The sequence below is a fragment of the Vibrio sp. KUL78 genome (assembly GCF_059725505.1).
In genome coordinates this window covers 50,255-69,476 of the sequence record NZ_AP045837.1, presented here as the reverse complement: position 1 = coordinate 69,476, position 19,222 = coordinate 50,255, and the positions used below count along the sequence as shown (strand labels likewise).

General features: G+C 43.9%; 19 protein-coding genes and 2 pseudogenes. 15 read left to right on the top strand and 6 right to left on the bottom strand.

Annotated elements, in window-relative coordinates:
• Nucleotide 1 precedes the first annotated feature (1 nt).
• Together AC6I8Y_RS00330 and AC6I8Y_RS00325 are read left to right on the top strand one after the other, a co-directional pair.
• The gene (locus AC6I8Y_RS00330; RefSeq protein ID WP_498020607.1) at nt 2–385 is read left to right on the top strand and encodes a DUF6262 family protein; all 384 of its coding nucleotides are present in this window, start codon (nt 2–4) and stop codon (nt 383–385) included.
• A gap of 559 nt (nt 386–944) precedes the next feature.
• Nucleotides 945–1,637: a hypothetical protein gene (locus tag AC6I8Y_RS00325; protein WP_498020606.1), complete on the top strand. Its 693-nt coding sequence runs from the start codon at nt 945–947 to the stop codon at nt 1,635–1,637.
• A gap of 220 nt (nt 1,638–1,857) precedes the next feature.
• Here AC6I8Y_RS00325 and AC6I8Y_RS00320 read toward each other — a convergent pair whose 3' ends face one another.
• Entirely contained in the window at nt 1,858–2,064 is a 207-nt protein-coding gene (locus AC6I8Y_RS00320; RefSeq protein ID WP_394153934.1) for a helix-turn-helix domain-containing protein, read from the bottom strand.
• A 94-nt stretch (nt 2,065–2,158) separates the two neighbouring features.
• On the opposite strand from AC6I8Y_RS00320, the gene AC6I8Y_RS00315 reads away from it, so the two are divergent.
• From AC6I8Y_RS00315 to AC6I8Y_RS00305, 3 genes are all read left to right on the top strand, one after another.
• Entirely contained in the window at nt 2,159–2,704 is a 546-nt protein-coding gene (locus tag AC6I8Y_RS00315) for a VspR family transcription factor (RefSeq protein ID WP_394153932.1), read from the top strand.
• On the top strand, nt 2,698–4,092 hold the full coding sequence (locus AC6I8Y_RS00310; RefSeq protein ID WP_498020605.1) for a DEAD/DEAH box helicase: 1,395 nt from the start codon (nt 2,698–2,700) through the stop codon (nt 4,090–4,092). Before AC6I8Y_RS00315 ends, AC6I8Y_RS00310 begins: the two co-directional genes overlap by 7 nt.
• Nucleotides 4,093–4,480: 388 nt before the next feature.
• Nucleotides 4,481–5,356: a sigma-70 family RNA polymerase sigma factor gene (locus AC6I8Y_RS00305; RefSeq protein ID WP_394153928.1), complete on the top strand. Its 876-nt coding sequence runs from the start codon at nt 4,481–4,483 to the stop codon at nt 5,354–5,356.
• A gap of 35 nt (nt 5,357–5,391) precedes the next feature.
• Here AC6I8Y_RS00305 and AC6I8Y_RS00300 read toward each other — a convergent pair whose 3' ends face one another.
• Nucleotides 5,392–5,568 (bottom strand): hypothetical protein, encoded by a 177-nt coding sequence (locus tag AC6I8Y_RS00300; RefSeq protein WP_394153926.1) that lies wholly within the window; start codon nt 5,566–5,568, stop codon nt 5,392–5,394.
• Nucleotides 5,569–5,687: 119 nt separating this feature from the next.
• Between AC6I8Y_RS00300 and AC6I8Y_RS00295 the strand changes: the two genes are divergently transcribed.
• Both AC6I8Y_RS00295 and AC6I8Y_RS00290 read left to right on the top strand, forming a co-directional pair.
• Nucleotides 5,688–5,969, top strand: a complete 282-nt coding sequence (locus tag AC6I8Y_RS00295) for a hypothetical protein (RefSeq protein WP_394153924.1) — start codon at nt 5,688–5,690, stop codon at nt 5,967–5,969.
• A 28-nt stretch (nt 5,970–5,997) separates the two neighbouring features.
• A complete protein-coding gene (locus tag AC6I8Y_RS00290; RefSeq protein WP_498020604.1) occupies nt 5,998–6,396 on the top strand; it encodes a globin in 399 nt (132 codons plus the stop codon).
• Nucleotides 6,397–6,500: 104 nt separating this feature from the next.
• On the opposite strand, the gene AC6I8Y_RS00285 is transcribed toward AC6I8Y_RS00290, so the two are convergent.
• Together AC6I8Y_RS00285 and AC6I8Y_RS00280 are read right to left on the bottom strand one after the other, a co-directional pair.
• Complete coding sequence (locus tag AC6I8Y_RS00285) at nt 6,501–7,574, bottom strand: porin (RefSeq protein ID WP_498020603.1); 1,074 nt, start codon at nt 7,572–7,574, stop codon at nt 6,501–6,503.
• A 2-nt stretch (nt 7,575–7,576) separates the two neighbouring features.
• Nucleotides 7,577–7,960, bottom strand: a pseudogene (locus tag AC6I8Y_RS00280) (hypothetical protein); the annotation flags it as partial.
• 547 nt (nt 7,961–8,507) lie between these two features.
• Between AC6I8Y_RS00280 and AC6I8Y_RS00275 the strand changes: the two are divergent.
• Nucleotides 8,508–10,034 carry a hypothetical protein gene (locus AC6I8Y_RS00275; RefSeq protein WP_498020602.1) on the top strand — a complete coding sequence of 509 codons (1,527 nt, stop codon included), beginning with the start codon at nt 8,508–8,510 and terminating at the stop codon, nt 10,032–10,034.
• Between the two features lie 353 nt (nt 10,035–10,387).
• Entirely contained in the window at nt 10,388–10,846 is a 459-nt protein-coding gene (locus AC6I8Y_RS00270) for a hypothetical protein (protein ID WP_498020601.1), read from the top strand.
• 405 nt (nt 10,847–11,251) lie between these two features.
• Here the strand turns inward: AC6I8Y_RS00270 and AC6I8Y_RS00265 are convergent, their stop codons facing one another.
• Entirely contained in the window at nt 11,252–11,608 is a 357-nt protein-coding gene (locus AC6I8Y_RS00265; RefSeq protein WP_498020600.1) for a hypothetical protein, read from the bottom strand.
• 264 nt (nt 11,609–11,872) lie between these two features.
• Here AC6I8Y_RS00265 and AC6I8Y_RS00260 point away from each other — a divergent pair, with 264 nt between their 5' ends.
• The 6 genes and pseudogenes from AC6I8Y_RS00260 to AC6I8Y_RS00235 all read left to right on the top strand — a co-directional run bounded on the left by AC6I8Y_RS00260 (nt 11,873) and on the right by AC6I8Y_RS00235 (nt 18,197).
• Nucleotides 11,873–12,376, top strand: a complete 504-nt coding sequence (locus AC6I8Y_RS00260; RefSeq protein WP_498020599.1) for a hypothetical protein — start codon at nt 11,873–11,875, stop codon at nt 12,374–12,376.
• Nucleotides 12,377–12,394: 18 nt separating this feature from the next.
• Nucleotides 12,395–12,640: a hypothetical protein gene (locus tag AC6I8Y_RS00255; protein ID WP_498020598.1), complete on the top strand. Its 246-nt coding sequence runs from the start codon at nt 12,395–12,397 to the stop codon at nt 12,638–12,640.
• A 506-nt stretch (nt 12,641–13,146) separates the two neighbouring features.
• Nucleotides 13,147–13,659: pseudogene (locus AC6I8Y_RS00250) on the top strand (glutathione binding-like protein); the annotation flags it as partial.
• Between the two features lie 219 nt (nt 13,660–13,878).
• The gene (gene gorA, locus AC6I8Y_RS00245) at nt 13,879–15,234 is read left to right on the top strand and encodes a glutathione-disulfide reductase (RefSeq protein WP_498020597.1); all 1,356 of its coding nucleotides are present in this window, start codon (nt 13,879–13,881) and stop codon (nt 15,232–15,234) included.
• A gap of 305 nt (nt 15,235–15,539) precedes the next feature.
• On the top strand, nt 15,540–17,021 hold the full coding sequence (locus tag AC6I8Y_RS00240) for a chitinase (protein ID WP_498020596.1): 1,482 nt from the start codon (nt 15,540–15,542) through the stop codon (nt 17,019–17,021).
• A 159-nt stretch (nt 17,022–17,180) separates the two neighbouring features.
• On the top strand, nt 17,181–18,197 hold the full coding sequence (locus tag AC6I8Y_RS00235) for an acyltransferase (RefSeq protein WP_498020595.1): 1,017 nt from the start codon (nt 17,181–17,183) through the stop codon (nt 18,195–18,197).
• A 73-nt stretch (nt 18,198–18,270) separates the two neighbouring features.
• Here AC6I8Y_RS00235 and AC6I8Y_RS00230 read toward each other — a convergent pair whose 3' ends face one another.
• The gene (locus AC6I8Y_RS00230) at nt 18,271–19,194 is read right to left on the bottom strand and encodes an SPOR domain-containing protein (protein WP_498020594.1); all 924 of its coding nucleotides are present in this window, start codon (nt 19,192–19,194) and stop codon (nt 18,271–18,273) included.
• Nucleotides 19,195–19,222 lie beyond the last annotated feature (28 nt).

Sequence of the window (19,222 nt, the reverse complement as noted above, 5' to 3'; positions counted from 1 at the left end):
TATGAGTACCAGAGAGCAACTATTATCTTGTGTAAGAGAGTTTGAACAAAGCAATGAATCGATCACCATAAGCAAAGTGGCTCATAAATGTGGTATATCGCATTCGCTCATTTACAATCGTCACCCTGACATCAAGGAAATGATCAACAACCTTAAGAAAAAACAAAAAGAAAGAGTTTTGGTTGAACAGCAAAAAGACCAAACAAATAAGCTACTAAAACGAAACGAGAATCTTGAGCGCAAGCTTGCTGAAGCAAAGCGCAATGATGACAAAGAAACTATAGCTATGCTAATGGCACACATACATGAGATTTACTCTATGTATGACTCTTTACTAGAGGAGCGTAATGCTTTTGCTCAACGCATTCTTGAACTGGAAAGCTAATCAACTGCGAATTAAAGAAATAAAACGGCTTTCATCTTAATTTGGTTGGTAGCAGGTTGAATTGCTACATTTGCCCGTACGTTGACAGCTCCAGAACCTTGGAACTAGGGTACAGGTAATTCAGAACCGATTTTAGGCTTGGCTGCTGTGTTACTGAAGTACCAGAAACGCGAGATAGCCGAGTGAGTCACAATTCTAGTTTTGACTTAGGTGCACTAATTCTGGTTAGTTTTAGTTTCCAGCAATGTTTGCGACTAACAAATTACCCAAAGGAGACGGCCTACCTTGTGCAGTTTTGGCTAGGTAGAGCTTTGTGGTCTTGCCAATTTTGCTTCATTTTATCAGCACGTTATAGATACGTCGTAAACTAAAAGGAACTACATTGAAAAATTAGAACATGAGTTCTCAAAAAGATTGTCTGTTGCATTCAACAATGGCTGTTTTGGGGATGAGTAGCTTATAATAAGGTGGAATCGCAATGCTCAGTACTTTTTGTATCCGATATTACGGCATTAAAACTAGGTTCGCTGGGGGGTTATGACTTTCGTATGGAGGTAGGATGAAGAAAACACTTTTTTTAACTTCTTTGGTGTTATTGGGGTGTGATAGCGGAAAGCTTTCAGATATAGAAGAAGCCTCTCAACAAGCTTCTACATGTAAATTACACCAAATTATGCCTAACGAGTGCTCTAAGTACGATGAAGCTTTGGATATTGCTGAGTTGAAAGCAACTCAAGCTGGTATTGAACACGAAAGAATTATTGCGAGTAGACAAATTGGTGAAAAATTCGTTTCAGGTAATATTGAAGATAGTCCCTATCAACGAGTGAAGCGGTCTCTAGAAAGTAAGCCTTTCTATATCGACGCGCTCGAAGAAAACTTTACTCCATACAAAGTTAGTTGTCCCAGCTTCGATTTTGATAAAATGAAGCCCGACATCGATAAACTGAACAAAGCTATCGAGTGGATTGGAAGAGATAAAAATCAATATCAAGCTGTGGCATACTTTCAAAAAGGAAAAGTATTTAATGTTCTGTTTACAAAAACTGCACCTCCCTGCCGCCCTGAATCATACTCTGATATCCAAGAAAATTTCCCAATTATAACTGAAGACCAGCTTACTAATTTTAGGAATGGCGTGTATCTGGAGTCAGAATTCTACCCAGGGTACAATTCTGTGAATGTTCTTATTTTTGATACATTCGAAGAAGCAAAAGAAAAATACCACGAGCTAACTGGCAGTCAAAATTAATAGTTATCGCAAGCTATTTAGGTCGACGCGTAGCACTCGGTTCCTTTGTCGTCAGTTTGGGCTTACGTAAAAATTTCAAGAAGGTTCTATCCAGATCATTGCTGACATGCACAACAAACATGTTCTGTATTAAACGGTTAAGCTACTACTTCATCTTTGCTAGTTTGCGCATTAGCCTGTGGAAACTGGGCCTTATCTGAGCAACAGTAATTGTCTGACTTTAGGGCAACAGTTCTCTAACATCACACTCTAGCACCGACGCCAACACATATGCTTTCTCGAGAGTAATGTTGACTTCACCACGTTCAACCCGACCGATATAGCTTCGATCTATCTGCGCCATCAGTGCCAGCTTTTCCTGTGCAATAGATTTACTTAAACGCTTCTTACGTAGGTTATCACCAAACTGCTTCGCTAAGTCTTTCATTTTATGTGACTCTCAAAATCAAAGACTATCCACTCTTGATGCAAATATATCCACGGACTATAATCCGCATCCTTTCTGTTTTGATGGTGCTCTTATGACCAAAACCTATCGAATTAATCGTGATGTATATGAAGCCATTACTCACCCGACAATAAGTGACTTTTGCGTGACAGAGATTCGTAAACACATTCAGAGTGTTTCTGATGCCTACGGAAGTGTCTCTAACGCTCGTCAATTTGTCGCAAGGCAGTTAGATAAGCTGGAAAAGGCGGGACTTGTTGCAAGTCGAGGTTCAAAGCACAACAGGGTTTACTCAAAAACCAATACATTTAATGAGGCAAAGTTTGAACTGAAAGACAAACGACCAAGAAGTTCGAGAGCACTAAACACCAGATTAGAACCGACACTCATGCATGCAACGCTACAACGAGAAAAGTCTGATATAGAGGCTGAGCTCACGATCACCCTAGAGGAGATCAAAGAGTACAAAACACTAATGAAACGCTCAAAAGAGCTCTGTAGATTGCTTGATGAACCGCACTCAAATGCAACAAAAAAGGCAGCATTGCTTGTTGCAAAGCTGAACGTTTGGTCAGAAGCAGTGAAACGATTAAGTAAAAATGAGCTAATGCCATGCTAAGAGCCTGGCAACATAAGTGCGTTCAACTCGCACATGAAAAGTACAAAAATGGTGGTTCTCATTTTCTAGCTCAAGCTACACCTGGAGCTGGCAAAACGATTATGGCTGCAAGTCTCGCTAAGAGATTACTCGATGAGAAAATGATTGACTTTGTTGTGTGTTTTTCGCCTTCAAAAGTCGTTGCAACAAGCATTGAGAGAACATTCTCTAAGCACCTAGCGTGTAAGTTTAAAGGCCAAATTGGCGATAAGGGCATATCAATAACTTATCAATCACTTAGGTCAGTAAATCAAGCGTTTTGGAATACACTAGCAAATTATAGAGTGCTTTGTATTTTCGACGAGATTCATCATTGTGGTGGTGACAACGAGGACAATAACAACTCTTGGGGCTACCACACGCTGGCGATAGTCCAGAAGGCGGCCACCTATACACTTGCACTCACTGGCACTCCTTGGCGTTCTAATCAGACTCCCGTCACTCTCGCTACATATTCTGATCCAGAAGGAACAATACTATGTGATTACCAGTACCCTCTTTCACAGGCTGTGCAAGACAGAGTATGTCGACGCCCAAATGTTGCATTGATAGATTGTAATAAAACTGTATTCTCTGACTCAAACGGTAGTGAGGTATTTGGTTCGATCAACGAGCTGGTATCTAGTGGTCACGTTCGTTATTCGGCTGTAATCAAAAACATTGATGCCCTCATTTATATTCTTGAAGAAGGGATAAATCAGTTAAAGCGCATCAGAAGAACAAACAAGTGTGCCGGTGGCTTAATTGTTGCTTCTTCAATAAAGCATGCAAAGCAAATAGCTCAAATACTATCAAAGCGCTTCAACCAATCTGCAACCATTGTGACCTACAAAACAAAAGACGCACAGTTGACTATTCAGCGCTTCAGAGACAGTGCGTGCAGTTGGATTATTAGTGTAGGCATGATCAGTGAAGGAACCGATATACCTCGTCTACAGGTTTGTTGTTACCTTTCCAACATCAAGACAGAGCTATACTTCCGTCAAGTGCTAGGGCGGATATTGCGAACCACCAAAGACATGAATCAAGAAGCGTGGCTGTATACCTTTGCTGAGGCGAAATTGCTTCAATTCGCCGAGCAAGTTGAAATTGATATTCCTGACAGCTGCACTTTCATCAGCAAGTCAGTTTCTAGCCATCAAGAACTAAGTATACTGAAAGAAAGAGCCGTACACTCTGCTACTAGAGACGATGATATGACAGTGAATGGATTGTTGTCATGGGAATCATCGGATAAAGCAGAGATAGGCTTAGCCGGTGAGGACAGTGGCTCATTTCAACATGTTCATCTTGATGAGTTCAATCAAAGAGTTATTGAGGCCTTCCGAAATATCAAATCTCAGCACTAAACACCTTCACCTCTAGCTCGAGGCAATCAAAGAACCTCTGATCCGTCGAGTTACCGTTATTACGCTTCTAGTATTCGGCACTGGGGCTCGGAGTTTCTCGTCATGACACATTCTCGATAGAAAACGCGCGCTCCCCCCCCAAGAGTGTTGTTTTCAGCTCATCCCCTTACTTTGACGCGTAAACTACCATTCATCTTTTGTCCTAAACTCAAAAGGCTTGGGCATTCAAAATATACGACTTTAGTTTAATTTACCTTCTAATTTCCTAATGAGCATTAATTAAAACTTGTGGCATATAAGAGGCATGTCTAGTTTTAGAAGAGTAAGATTGTAGGTCGTCTATGTCGGCTTGCTCTATTCAAAACAGAATGTCGGACAAGGGAAAAGAATGATAACGAGAGAAGTAGGTGTCTCAAGTGTCGCCAAAGATGCAAATGCTGATTTACACGCCAAATACATCAAAGACGTGGTGGCGATAGAGCAACTATCTCCTGAGCAGCAATATCACTTTGCCACATTAGCTCATAACGGAGACCACGCTGCTAGAGATGTTATGATTGAGACAAACCTACGGTTAGTGGTGAAGTTAGCACGAAGCTATATCAAGAGAGGTTTGACTCATCTTACGATTCTTGACTTGATTGAAGAGGGTAATATTGGGCTGATAAAGGCAGTAGACAAGTTTGACCCAGAGATGGGGTATCGTTTCAGTACTTACGCAACATGGTGGATAAGAGAAAGTATTGAATCGTCTATTATGAACACAGAGCGTACGGTTCGCTTACCCGTTCATATTATCAAAGAGATGCGTAAACTCTATCGCGAAACGAATCAAATGCTGTCGTCTATTCATCATCTTCCTTCAGTTAGCCAAATTTCCAAACAAGTTAATGGAGAAATCGGGCGTGTGGGAGAGCTCATCGAGATGAGTGGTTATATTGAACCAAGGGTCACGGTTGACTCTGTGCCTACTAACCCCTCTTTCCTTGAAGCGATACCATCAGCGATAGATGAAGAGCCAGACCGCTCTCATCAAAACCAGACCTTGCAAGCATATATTGAAGCACTCATTAGCCACCTTCCTGATAGATACCGCGATATCGTGATTCATCGCTTTGGGTTACACGACAAAGAGGTGCTGTCATTACAAGAGATTGGGACGATGCAAGACTTATCTAAAGAGCGCGTCAGACAGCTGCAAAATGAGGCTATTGGGAAGCTACAACGAAAGTTAAATTATATGGGGTGGACCGAACGTCACTAAACGAAAACTAGCGCTACAGAGTGTTAAGTGAAAGTTCAACACTGGTCGTCTTCATCAAGAAAAGCGATATCGAGAACAAAGGCAACACCTATGAGAAGTAACCCAAATTCTAAGCCGAAACGTGCTATCAAATCCATTAGTGCAGTATGGTCGGCCAACAGCCAATAACGGATAGAGGGAAAAGCATCCAAAAGGACCAGTACAAATCCCATTGGAATGAGCCAAAACAGCGGACTTTTTATGGTGTTGGTTAGATGCAACGATGAACCCCAATTGGCTGATTGAATACTACTATTATGAAGTGAGAAATCATTTAATTACAGGAGTCAGAATGAAATTATTACCTGTTCTTATTTTAATCTTTGCCGCCCCCTTCGCACAGGCATCACTTACACCCTTGAAGGACCAGAAGATAATTGAACTAGCAAAACTATCAATGGCTGACCATCTTGAGAAAGAGGGGCTAAGCATGGATGATGCAGAGTTTGTCTTTGCCTTCAAAGATGGGCTGAAAAAATCCACCATCTACTTTGAAGTCAAAGAGCACAAAGGTGAGCATGAATACTATATGGTCACTTGTCGTAAGGAGAAATGCCTTTTGAGCTATCGCTAAACTATCTTAATCAGTTGTAGAGGGTTATATGAACAGCAATGAAGCCTTTCTTGACAGTTATCAACGGTGTCGTATCGACACCGAATTTATGACTGACTTTTTGACTATCTTTTGTGATGCAAACCCACGTTTCTTAGAGCGTTTTGGTGGGGTCGACGTAGAGAAGCAAGCACGTATGCTCAAAGCGTCTTTGGTTCTGATACAGAATGCGTCCACGACCACTTCCATACGTGAAGCCATCAGAAAATTGGCCACAAAACATAAAGAGATGAGGTTGGATGTTTCTGAAAATGAGCTCGACATGTGGGTAGATAGCCTTTTAGCGACCGTAGCAGTACATGACCCATTGTATGATGAAGACATTGAACTCGCCTGGCGTAATGTGCTGGCTTTAGGTATTGAGATAATGAAGGAGGAAGCGTGCTGATAACCGCTTCATTTGATACCTCGAAAAAGCATCACTTTAATAACGCGCTTCGCTCAAGGGCGCTACCATACACATGATGAAGCTTTGGCATTCTCTCACTAATACTAAAAAGAAAAGCTCGCCATCACGGTAAAAAGCTGAGCGCTATCATCGTTGCCCGGAGAGCTTATAAATAAGCCAGAACCACTGTTGAGCACTTGAAAATACTGGTACTCAGCATTGATGGACAAGTTACTTAACAAATCATACCTCACACCAACAGTGGCACTGGCATTGGAACGTTCATTGTCTTGATACAGTTGTCCGTAAGCGATGTATGGTGTGAACGGAGCGAGACGATACTCAACTTGTCCGTACCAGTCCATGCGTATTCGTTCCAACCTTTGAAATTCAAACGTCGTTTTTAGGGCATCGAACTCATACACTGTTCCTACCGAGTATTGTTTGACGGTATTGCGGACCGGCTCTGGCCTCGGTTGAAATTGAGGGGGGACACCTGGGAAGATAACATGCGCCGTGACATCATACACGGCATCGAGATAGATGAAGTTCCAGCGATAGAAGTCTCCAGTTAGTTGAGCGTTGAGCCCCCACAGGTTCTGAGTATCAAACTCCAGAGTGATGTCTGGGTTGAAAGTGACTTCGGCTTCATCTTGGAAGCCGACAAAAGGGGTTAAGGAAAGCTGAAGTTCATCTGTTACATAATATCGCCAATTGACACTGGCACCGTTGTAGGCCGTGAGTCCAAGCAGTGCACTATACACTTCTGCAGGAGGACGAGCCGTTGTAAAGGCTTGCGCTACATAGAAATATTCAGATGCTAAAAAAAGAGGTAATCGCTGTCTTCCTGCTCTCAAATCGAGATGATCAAATTCATAGCCGACATAAGCCCATTCAAGCGCAGGTTCACTCCAGTTGTCTTGAGGTCGTTTCACCCCTTGCACAGAGGCCTTAAAGCCTTCGTTGTAGTAGTCGAGCTGCAATCCAAACGTCGTGTCGCAATCAAAACAGCTTTCATTGCGAATAGCTCGGTTTATGAGTACAGGGGTATCATTGTCTGACTGGGCCCAAGAAGTCGAACCGAAACCACTAAACGAAATATGTTCAGTCAATTCAACGACGGCGAAGGCGGGTGAGCTGATAATAGAGATGAGTGCTAACAGTACTTTGCTTGGCATATTTACTCCACTGCTAAGACATAAAGGATATTGGCATCGGAAGGAAGTGATTCTAATGGAGCATAACCTACACGATTTGGTTTCTCTTGGAGCCAAATCACGAGAGGGGCCATCTCAGCAGATGAGATTTCCTTTGGCGGTCTCGCCTTGCCAGAAAAAGATAAACCCGCCCAGTAAGCATTCATTTGTGCAATGTCTTTACCGAGTAGGGATTGATAAAACAGCTCTCGCTCAGTGGAGCGCTGTGGCCAGTCAGCCAGTTCGATACGTTGTCCCTGTAACGATTTCATTTTTCCACGGTACAGCATGCGAGCTTTGCTTCGGCTTAGTGGTTTAAAGTCTGAGTTGAGAGTGAAAATAGCGTAGTCGGTAGCTGCAGAAGCTGGTAGTGAAAAAAAACAAACAGCGCAGATAACCCACCCACTAACAATAGATTGCTGATAGTCCGCTTCTTGAGTTGGCTCAATAACGCTAGATTAAAGTCCATGTACCGTCACTACTGAGGTTCTCATTTCCTAACATTTTATAAACTAGTAGGCACGCTGCAGCGTTCAAGACTATGTTCAAGAAAATCAGTGCGTAGGTTAGTGAACTGAGATGCAGATCAAATTCCGGAACAAGTTTGGCTAGCTGATGCAGCAAATTAGATATGCCCCAAATGAGTCACGTCTCTAAGCGTGAACTAAGCTTGAGGCTATTGATTAAAATGTCTTTCTTGAAAGCTACCCGCAGCGTCGCAGTTTCTGATTATCTCCATCTAGACACCTATGTTAAGAGCTGTAGCTCAAACTCCACCAATGACATTTAACTCATTAAAAATTATGATCATTCTTATATAACTTTATCAGTCATATGATGATAACCTCGAAGGGGAAAAACCGTAAATCGTACTGACTAACTCTTTGTGCTAGCGAATGATATGGGTCTAACGTCATGAGTAAAAATAGTAAGAAACGTAGAGATCAAAAGAAAAATCGGCTTAAGAAAAAGCAAAACAAACAATCAGTAAACGCTCTGCCAAAAGCGAGTGATTCTTCTCCTGTATTTCAAATTATGGACAATCCTTTTACTGACCTTTCACCCGAACAACGCAAAGACTTAGCCAGTACAGTCGGTAGAGAGAGCAAAAAAAAGGTAATTGATACCCTAGAGTTGCTAGAGCAAACGATACGGAAGTATGACCCAACAACGTTAATTTCCATAATCGCTGGTTATGGTTTAGTCGTTGGGGCTGGCGATAATGGTTTAGCCTCTCGGGACTCAATAGTGGGAGTACAACAAGCCCATGTAGAGTTGTTTCAAGCCTTGATATTGCAAGTCCCTAAAGATGAACTTGGTTTGTATCCAGTGACGCCAGATGTAGTACAAAAAGTAATCGAGCAACTCGAAGAGGTCAGCGTTGCTTTTGCTATGAGTAGGATGACAGAGAGCCTAGTAGAACAATCTGAGACTGAAAGTGCTGTGAGTATGATACAAGAAAAGTTAAGGGGTCATACTCAAATGGTTCGAAACTGGGGATTTCATTCTCAGGTCAAAACGATTTGTAAGGAGCTATACTCGAGCTTTGATGATTTGTTATCCGAAAAATTGGGCTTCTCCGCTTCCAACATTGTTGATGTTTTTGACGTGATGATTCAAATAATGGAGCGAAAGCTATCTCATCGGTTCGAAGCATTGTCTCAGTTGCGACAAGTGAAAAAAACTTCCGACATGGTTTTGAAGTATCACGAGCTCATAGACCAAGGTCAGGAAGAAGCAGATAAATTCATGAGAGAAATTGACATACGTGATATGTCAAAGATACAAGTTTTCGCAATGCTCTTGGCCCATTATGACTTAAGGATGTCAGATAATTATCTTATAAATTTTAGTGAGTTGTCAGAGGAATCCAAACTAGATGAGAAAGTAATTCGAGCAATAGTCGATTACTTTTCGTTTAAGAGTGGAGAGTTAAATAAAGAAAAAACAATTTTTTTGTTTTTAGATAACCCTGTTTGGAATAAGCCAATCATGAGTACTGAGAGTGGTTACTATTGCATACTTCCACAGCTATTTTTCAGTTTTGCTATGGTTACTCTGGATGACTTAGTCGAGCAGTTCGATAAAGAGGGGTTGCATCGACGAAGGGCCTTTTACCTGGAGACAAAAATTGAGTCAATTGTGAAACGGAGATTTCCAGAATCACATGTAATAACTGGTGTAAGATGGCACCAAGGTGAAAACCTATATGAAACCGATCTAGTTTCCTTCATCGACTCTCACGCGATCATTATTGAGGCGAAATCACAGAAGATTTCTAAGCAAGCATTGAGGGGAGCTTCAGAGCGTGTAAAACGCCATTTGAAGGAAATATTAGTAGATCCGGGAATTCAATCGCATCGCTTAGAGCTCAAAATTGATGAATTAAGGAAGAATGGGGGGATGCCCATGATTTTATCGATAAATTGCCCATCGATTTAAATGACATTAACAAAGTACTCCGAGTCTCTGTTTCACTAGAAGACTTTGCGACTTTGCAATCAAACCTCCAACTGTTCCAAGAGACTGGTTGGGTGCCAGATGACTTTGTCGCATGCCCATCGATGAACTTGGCTGATTTCGAGACTCTGTTCGATTTTTTAGAGCACCCAGTCCAGATTATACATTACCTTCTAAGAAGAACGGAGCTTCAACAGACTGGTCAGTTTCACGGAGATGAGCTGGATTATATGGGGTTCTATCTCAAAACATTATTAAATCCGGGGACTCTAACCGAAGACAGGTCTAGGAAAATTATCATCACGGATATGTCTGAACCTCTGGATCTCTACTACATGTCAAAAGATCAAGGGATCTTTGTAGAAAAACCACAACCTAAAATATCTCGTTGGTTTAAAGATATATTCAATAAGCTAGAAGAGAGAGCCACACCACGCTGGAGTGAGATTGGAGCTGTCCTAAATCGATTCCCGCCAGATGACCAAACTAAAATGAGCGAGCATATCGAAGAGCTTTCTAAAATCGTACAGAGGACTTGGCAAAAAGAAGGACATAAAAATAGTTTGATATATAGTCCACCTGAAAGCTCAGAGTATTCTTTAGCTGTCGTACTCTTTAAGGATATGAATAAAGATAGAAGGTATGAATTCATTGAAAATGCGTACTTGATGGCTTTAGAACCTGAACACGTTAAGTACTGTTTGGTTATTGGCATCAATATAGATCGCAATGATTTACCTTATCACTACATTGCATTCACAGGGAAAGAAGACGCCACAAAAACAAATGGTTAGCCAGCGCAAACCTATGCTTGTTAAGTAACCACCTTGACGCACTTTTGTCCAGATCCTTGCTGGCTGGGTTACACTGCTCCTAAGCTTGTTTAGGCAGCAGTAGACCTCCATTAGAATAATTTAGTCAACAGGTTGTTTCGAAGATTACTTTTGCCCCAATGCGATTTATACACTGGGAACAAGCTTATTACTTTTTGTTTAGCCATCTACAACCTTTACCGTATTAGCAATTATATCGAATACTTGAGCGGTCTGTCGTACGACAGGCATTGCCTCATGAAGTACAGTTGAATTGCCTAACTGTGTAACTAGTCTTCCGTCCTCCATTACTATGATTGAGGCAACAGCACGATCAGCGCACTGTTTTAGGAATTCGTTGTTATTCTCTTTGCTCATTCTAGCTCCTTAAAGTCTATAGCTTTTTGTTTGTTCCGCTAAATAGTAGTTTTCAAGCATTGTCTCGATGACTTCTTTACTAGTCAATTGGACCGAGACAACACCACTAGCTATCTCAAAATAGCCGTGAAGACTTGGTTTCGGTGTGTCGTCCTTGTCATAGCAGGCAAAAATCATTTCCCTGCAGAGACCCGTTATTTCACTTAAGGTCTCTTCACTATGTTTCGGTGTGAGGCGAACGCTAATGTGAATCGCATTTTTTCCCTCACGAGTGAAGAGTATTCTCCCGCTAATGTTTTCGGAAAACCTTTCAACCAATAGGCATGCTAAATCATAAAGGTCGATTGTTTGTTGTAACTCGCGCACGTAGTCACCGTTAAAGCAGGTTTGTGTGAAAGATAGCCCATCCTAACGCCAACCAAAGAACGATGCAATAACTCAATAAAGAGTAACCAATAAAACCAAAGGGCTCTTTATGTGTTTTTTTGTTGATTATTGATGATATATGAATTATCGTATTTTTATCTAAGATGAGTTAGGAGATTCGAAAAATGGACCAAAAAAAGCCGTCCAGCACAAAGGCAAGACATCATTTACGCGGTATACAGTAACAATCACATAGCAACAATTTTGGAAACATCTCGCACAACTGATGTCCTCCCTATAGACGTTGCAGCACAGCACACTGGGCAATCTTACAAAGCGTCAATCAAGACGGCTCGAATGCTTGAACATTATCAGGTTGCACGCTTCACTCCTGGACGTCAGGGAAATAAATCACGTATTAAGTTCAAAATGAACGCATCTGTGAAAGATCAAGTTTTAGAGGCTGTTCAAGCGCGGCGAATATTTGAAAGCATCATCAGAAACAATGATTGGGTGAATAGTGGGTATGTTGATTTAGAAGATGCAGTCGTTGAACAACTCACGAATAGGCTGGGTATCAGCCCAGACAAGGCGTTTGAGTACTTCAAGCTAGCAGAAGAGCACTGCTTGCAGGAAGCGCAAGATAGTAAAAAAATGCCAGTATCTGTAGCGCCAAAAAATTCCACATTACCACTTGAAGTTCAGGCACACATCGATGCTTTGAAACGTCTTACTGGTGCAACTCAAGTCCTACTGTCGTTCAACTAATTTAAGGGAGAATAAGTTATGAGAGCAAAAACTAAAGATTTGGCTGATAGCCAATGCGTTCTTGAGGTTAGCCGTCGACTGAGGGAGTTTCGTACGCTCAATCAGATGACCTATAAAGAGTTGTTGAGCTTGTTAGACAGATCGTGTACCTATTCTGGTCTTAGGCACCTTATCAATTACCCACACAAGCCTGTACGAGTTGTTACGCTAGCTCGTTACATAAAACAGGGACCAGCTTCTTTGTCTAGATTTGGTGCAGAGTAATCTCTGGCATCTTGCCGACTTAGAGCACGTGTCAGGTCCATGTGACTAAACTGACAGGTCGTATTTGAACTTGTTCAGTAAAGCCCAACAAAATTCTTACCAAACCTTCAGCCATGCTTGGGCTGAATCAACTTACTGAGATAGTTCGTAAAAGTCTTAAATTGCAAAGTCACTAACTCGAAGCTGTCCAAAGGTATGGCGGAGCTGATTACGGTAATTAGGTTGTTCAATCTTTGTTATCCATTTTCATTGTCATTTCTTACAGCCTTGCTGGTAACAATGAGCCTCAATCTCTAGAGCCTATATCATTATAGGGAGCTAAAAAGAGTTACAGATCTAATCAAACTATACTGTTCACCAACAGCTAGTAACAAAGTTAACCCATTTGGCTTCACATGAATGGAGAGACAATGATTTTAAGTTCTTTTGTTGTTACATCGACAAAACCCTTTACTAACACCATGTGTAACATAAATGGAGATTGCCTAGATGTAATTGGAGATGTTGAGTCTGATGCGATAATCGAGTACATCGAAGATGAGTATGGCCCGCTTGAGCAAGGCGTCACCAATGAGCAGCGTGCTCTTGACCGCGCATGGAGCTACCTAGGCTCGAAGCACTACCTTGCTCAGTGCAGCACCATGAGCAGTAAAGATAAGGCAACCTTTGAAGAGCGTGCAGAGAAGCTGATCAAAGCATTCCAAAAAGCAGAGAACCAACTGTCGGGTGCAACTAAATTCTTTAAATCGGATGCGCTCAGCAATGTGGATATGGCGTGGTTACCGCTATTGCATCGAGCTGCCATTGTAAAAGCACACTCTGGGTATGATTTCTTCTGTGGTCTACCTAAGATGCAAGCGTGGCAACAAAACATTCTCGAGTCGGGTTTGGTGGAGAAAACCGTATCTGAAGACTTCGATACTCTGTTTAGCAACTTCTATCTCACCAATACCTATCTGGCTGAAGGTAAAGATATGACGCCAACATCAGGCTGCGGCACAAGTAGCTGCTGTGGTTAATCATGACGCTCTGAGGGCACTTGCCCTCAGATTCATCGACATTAATCGTTATTAGTCATAATCAACGCAACTTTTTCCCATTGGAGAAAGTTGCTAGACTCGATTTATCATACGGACAGAGATTGCGGCTAACATGTTGGGTTGTTGAGTTCTGACAACATCGCCCCAATATGCTTTAGTACAAGCAATCAAAATATTTATAAGCTCTTGGAGAACGTAATGGCAACGCATTTTGACTATATCTGTATTGGTGGCGGCAGCGGCGGTATCGCATCTGCAAACCGTGCGGCAATGTATGGCGCGAAGGTTGCGCTTATCGAAGCGAAAGACCTAGGCGGTACTTGTGTAAACGTTGGCTGTGTACCTAAAAAGGTCATGTGGCACGGCGCGCAAATTGCTGAAGCCATGAACCTATACGCGGAAGACTATGGTTTTGACGTTGACGTTAAAGGCTTCGACTGGAACAAACTGGTTGAAAGCCGCCAAGCGTACATTGGTCGTATCCACCAATCTTACGATCGCGTACTAGGTAACAACAAAGTAAACGTTATCAAGGGCTTTGCTAAATTCGTTGACGCAAAAACCGTTGAGGTTGATGGCGAGCTATATACAGCAGACCACATCCTTATCGCAGTCGGTGGTCGTCCAACGATTCCAAACATCCCTGGTGCTGAATACGGTATCGACTCAAACGGCTTCTTCGACCTAGACGCACAACCTAAGCGTGTTGCTGTTGTAGGTGCAGGTTACATTGCTGTTGAGATCGCAGGCGTACTAAGCGCACTGGGTACAGAGACACACCTATTTGTTCGTAAAGAGTCGCCACTACGTAGCTTCGATCCAATGATCATCGACACCCTAGTTGAAGTGATGGATGCAGAAGGTCCAACGCTGCACACTCAATCTGTGCCAAAAGAAGTGGTTAAAGAAGCAGACGGCAGCCTGACTCTTCACCTAGAGAACGGCGAGAGCCAAAACGTTGACCAGCTTATCTGGGCAATTGGTCGTCACCCAGCAACAGACGCTATCAACCTAAGCGCAACAGGCGTTGAAACTAACGATCGCGGCTACATCAAGGTAGACGAGTACCAAACAACCAACGTTGAAGGTATCTACTGTGTGGGTGATATCATGGAAGGTGGTATCGAGCTAACACCAGTGGCAGTTAAAGCGGGCCGTCAGCTTTCTGAGCGCCTATTTAACAACAAGCCAAACGCGAAAATGGACTACGACCTCGTTCCAACCGTGGTATTCAGCCACCCACCAATCGGCACTATCGGTCTAACTGAGCCAGAAGCGATTGCGAAATACGGCGAAGACAACGTGAAAGTGTACACATCAGGCTTCACAGCCATGTACACCGCGGTCACTAAGCACCGTCAACCTTGTAAGATGAAGCTAGTATGTGCGGGCGACGATGAGAAAGTCGTGGGTCTACACGGCATCGGCTTTACCGTTGATGAGATGATTCAAGGCTTCGCAGTTGCAATGAAGATGGGCGCAACCAAAGCGGACTTTGATTCAGTGGTTGCTATCCACCCGACAGGCTCGGAAGAGTTCGTGACTATGCGTTGATAGCGTTGATGTCGTTAAGGTGACTAAGCGTTAATCGCGACAAACGTACATTACCTAAAAGCCCAGCCATTGCTGGGCTTTTCTACATCTAAAGTTTTGAACCACCACACATCTTTACGCAATCGAGTTATTACTCATTCCCTCCCGCCATGAATCGCCTCGCAGCAATCCAACAACAAGCGCAGAACTAATGGTTTTCACAGTAACCAGCACATAGCCTTTGTTTTAGTTTTTTCTGCTAGCTGATAGATCTCTCTTAGCATGAGTCTCTGCAAACTAGCCCAATGAAATATAAGGAACGTGAAATGAAACCCAGCCAATTGTTGGTTACGGCAGCACTTGTAGGTACAAGCCTGCCAGCACTTGCCGTCAACCCTCAGCCCGACCCTACTAATCCGACTGGCTATGTATTGTTGCGTAGTGAAGTGCAGGCAAGTGCTGCGGCTCAAACCAGTAACCCAATGTACGCAGTTTGGGCTAATGCGCTTTCGACAGCACCGAATACCATTGTTGATGCGATTGATGCGGGACTGGCCAGCAACCCTGATAACGTCAGGCGAGCAGAGCGCGTGTTCCCTCGATCGGAGTGGGACTTCCTCACTCAAATGGCCGCTCCGGAATATACCTATCAGCGCTTCTTGCAGGCCATAGGTAAGTTTCCTGCATTTTGTGGTGATTACACCGATGGACGTGATGCCGACGCCATCTGTAAACGTTCTATCGTTACAGCATTTGCCCACTTTGCCCAAGAAACTGGCGGACATATCGCCATTGATAACACCTGGGATAACCCATTGGCTTTAGAAGAATGGCAACAAGCCTTAGTACATGTGCGTGAAATGGGCTGGTCCGAAGGACAAGAAGGCTACACCACAGGCTGCGGTCAAAATGATTGGCAAAACAAGCGCTGGCCTTGTTCACCGAACCAAGGGTACTTCGGTCGCGGCGCCAAACAGCTTTCCTACCATTTTAACTACGGCCCTTTCTCGGAAGTGATGTTTGATGGTGACGCGACTGTTCTTCTTGATAACCCAGCCTTGGTGGCGGATTCATGGCTCAATCTCGCCTCTGCGATCTGGTTTTTCTTAACCCCACAAGCACCAAAACCCGCTATGCTGCACGTGATTGACCGGACTTGGACACCCTCGCAGCGTGAGCTTGATGCCGGCATTGGTTATGGCTTTGGTACGACCATCAATATCATCAACGGTGGTATCGAGTGTGGTGAACAGAACAAAACCAAAGGCCAACCGGTTAATCGCATTCGCTATTGGGAAGGGCTCGCAGCGCATTACCAAATCCCGATTGAGGCCGATGAGGCGAATACCTGTTGGCAACAAACACCTTACGGTAGCCTGAACCTCAATGGCGCCACCGACGTGTTATACACCAACTGGGAAGCAAGCTGGAAATATCATGCTGATCGCCCCGGCGGGGTCTCGTTTGAATGTAACCTGGTCGGGTATCAAACGGCATACTCTGCGCTTGTCCCTGGCGATTACGAGAAGTGTGTGACTAATTTTTATGGCTCACACGCTAACTGGCCAGAAGTTCGTATCGTCGATCAACTACCCAATACAGGTGGTGGCGATACTGATGGAGGCAATGACGGCAGTGATACCAGCACACCATCTGGCGTCATCGTTTGGGAAGCGGGAGTGACCCAAGTCGACGTGGGCGATACCGTGACACACCAAGGCAAGTGCTTTACCGTGAAAAACAAACCTGGAGTTTGGGAGACGCCCACTCAAACCAATTGGTTCTGGGAACAGGTCACCTGCCCATAGACTAGCAAGAGCCGCAGCTTAGTTAATAGCTGTGGCTCGAGTCCTCTTTTTGACTTACTTGCCTGAGTACAGGGCAATTTTTACACAACTCTGATCCACTCTCCCTTTCCTAGGTCGGAAAACTTCCTTATAGTTTGTTAAGACTGTAAGGAGTTGTTAATGGACAAAAAACACGTTTATTTCTTTGACGCTATGCGCTGTGTCGCCGCACTGGCGGTGATCATCATTCATGCTCTTGGGCCTTACCGTCATGAATTAGGACAAATCCCAATGGGCGAATGGGTCACGGCGATCACCTTTAACGGCTTCAGTCGCTGGGCAGTGCCGGTATTCATACTGATCACAGGTGCATTGATGCTCAATGACACACGCCCATTTGATCTCAAATATTACCTATCGCGCCGACTCGGCAAGGTGTTGATCCCATTTTTGGTGTGGTCGCTGTTTTATGCGTATTTATCAGGCTGGACGATTGAGGGCTTTGATGGCGGCACGGTGAAAGAGGTACTGGCAGAGAGCTACCATCACCAGACCTATTACCACCTTGGGTTCTTTTACTACTTCATTCCTTTGTATGCGGCTATTCCGTTTCTGCAAATTTTTGTTCGCATGTTTGATGATGCAGCGCTCTACGCCTTCACGGGTCTTTGGCTACTGACGACTCTGCTGTTTTTGATGCGCATCGACGGACCTTGGAGTGAGCAGTTCTGGCTATATATGGGATTATTGCCATTAGGCTATATTTTGTATCAGAAGCTGCCTGCCAGTCGCAGCGTGGTTATCGCCTCGGTGATTTTAGGTGTTGGGGCTATGGCTCTGAGCAGCTATATGGTGGTGCAAGGCAGTATCGAAGCGGAACGCTATTATGTGGGTCGCTGGTTCTCTTATAAGACACTGAATACCGTATTGGCAGCCAGTATGATTTTCATTGTTTGTAAGGCGTACGCCGATAGCCTAGCGCCTAAGGTGAAAAAAGTAGTGAGCTTTATCAGTCAATACAGCCTCGGTATTTACATTCTGCACCCACTGTTTTTGTGGCCTATGAACGAGCTCGGGCTACATCATGGTCACCCTATTTACATGATCCCGTTTTGGGTTGTTATCAGTGGTGGCTTAGCACTGGCAACTAGCTGGCTTTTAGCTCGCAGTGCCAAAACCCGCTGGTTACTACCTTAGGGACAAGTTCGTTTACTTGCCTACACACACCACATTTAGCAGGGTGTTGCCTTTTAACGGTGACACCTTGCCATTAGTGAATAGCCCCTTTTTGACCATCTCCCCAATAAGGCATTTGCAGCGGCCATTGATTGTTGACCATGACCTTAGAGTCCACCAAGGCTTGCCATTCAGTGTTGCTCACCAAATGCATATCAAGATCACTGCACACCTTAATCGCGCTGTTGTAGCTTAGTCGATTCCACGCCTTGTCATGTTCCATATAAAACTGATGGTCACCGCCTGAGAGGTAGGGAACCGCATAGCGCTTACCATCAAGTTCTGCGGAAAGTCTGACTGAGAGTGGCGAGGATTTAGTGGTTGGTAGTTCAGGAATGGTAGCTGCCTTTTTAACGGACTTGCTCGTGGCCGGTGAAGAGGATTGAGAAGCGGCTGGCTTAGGAATGGCTTGCTTTGCGAGTTTTTGCTCTGAGACTTGAGGCTTAGCGAAGGCTGCTTTGACGCCTGTGGGGTTTGATTGAGACGAGGACGAAGCCTTTGCAGTTTTCTCGCCGCGCTCCACCACTCGGATAAAGGCATCACGGTAACCGCGGATTCCCTTCACCTCATTTAAGTCTTGCTTAGCTTTATTCACATCCGTATAGGGACCTATTAGGCAGCGGTAGCTGCTTTTTTGCGGCAACATCCAAACATCAGAAGATATCTCAGAGTACAGCGGCATGGCTTGTTCCAAAGGCATGGGCGCTTCGAGTATCCCACATTGAATCCAGTATACCGCGCCCTCAGACACGGGCACCTTGCTCCCCCACACACCATTTCCTATTGGGCAATTTTCCGCAAGAATAGGGAGTTGATTGATGGAGGCTTGGCTAGCATCACATAGCGCATCATCAGCCGACGCCCCTGACGATATGACCAATATTCCGAGCAGAACACTACTACGCAGCCAGCTTATTGATGCGCTCGCTAATCCCTTTACTCTGCTAAAAGAGCTCATATCTATCCCCTGAACACTTCTTGTGAAA